The 1168-nt window shown below is 64.8% G+C and carries 1 protein-coding gene and 1 rRNA gene; one reads left to right on the top strand and one right to left on the bottom strand.

All coding sequences use genetic code 11. The features are described 5' to 3' along the window. A 5S ribosomal RNA gene (gene rrf / locus OOZ51_RS22610) occupies positions 1-74 on the top strand; the annotation flags it as partial. Between the two features lie 600 nt (positions 75-674). Here rrf and OOZ51_RS22375 read toward each other — a convergent pair. Further along, positions 675-1168 (bottom strand): hypothetical protein (locus OOZ51_RS22375; RefSeq protein WP_265982173.1); only part of this gene is annotated, 494 nt, incomplete at its 5' end.

The following is a 1168-nucleotide window of genomic DNA, read 5'->3' as shown; positions in this document are numbered from 1 at the left end:
ACCCGGAAGCTAAGACCCACAGCGCCGATGGTACTGCACCCGGGAGGGTGTGGGAGAGTAGGACACCGCCGGACAACCATTCAGGTCGAGACCCCCCAACCACCACCACGGTCGGGGGGTCTCCCGCATTTAAACACACCACCCCACCACCGGACACCCCACCACCGGACACCCCACCACCGGACACCCCACCACACCACCGGACGCCCCACCACATCCACGCCGGAAACCACCAACGCTCCCTCACATGTGGGCGGACCCCTACCCTGACCGGCACCCCGGCACCCCGGCACCCCGGCACCCCGGCACCCCGGAACTGCAGGAAGCGTCCGGCCGGAAGGCCCCAAAACTGCAGGAGCGTCCCGTCAGGACCCGCCAGAGGTGAGCGAGCGTCCCGTCAGGACCCGCCATAGGTGAGCCAGCGTCCGGCCAGAAGGCCCCAAAACTGCAGGAGCGTCAAAATTCCAGAGCCTAGACCTGGTTTAGGGAGCCAGCCGCAAGACTGCCGGGCGGCCGAAAGTTGTGATGCTTCCCACGAGGAGCTGATTAGGCGGTCCTCGAATGCGTCCGCGGATGGCCGGTCACCTAGAATTGCATTAGAGATACGAGCCGGATCCCGGCGGCGTGAGAACAAATTACGGATAAGAGCGGCTGCGCATGCGCCAGTGGTCAGCTCACAACAGGAGGAATCCATCATGGCTGAGCACAACGGCGGCAATCGCGGCAACTTCGGCGGTGGCCGAGGCGATCGCGGCCCGTTCCGCGCCAACAACAATTCCGGGGGCGATCCACGCGGATTCCGTTCCAAGGACAACCGTGAAGGCAACACCGGCGGCGACCGCGATCGTAAGCCGTTTGGTGATCGTCCGCGTGGTGAAGGCGATGCGCGTCCGAGCTTTGGTGATCGCGATCGTAAGCCGTTTGGTGATCGTCCGCGTGGTGAAGGCGATGCGCGTCGGAGCTTTGGTGATCGCGATCGTAAGCCGTTTGGTGATCGTCCGCGCGGTGAGCGCGATGCGCGTCCGAGCTTTGGTGATCGCGATCGTAAGCCGTTCGGTGATCGTAAGCCAGCCGGCGACGGTGAGCGCCGCAGCTTTGGCGATCGCGATCGCAAGCCGTTCGGCGATCGTAAGCCAGCCGGCGACGGTGAGCGCCGCAGCTTTGGTGA

This window comes from Arthrobacter rhizophilus, from assembly GCF_026241105.1.
GTDB lineage: Bacteria > Actinomycetota > Actinomycetes > Actinomycetales > Micrococcaceae > Arthrobacter.
The sequence above is the reverse complement of the archived record's forward strand: the minus strand, read 5'-3'. Positions and strand labels throughout refer to the sequence as shown.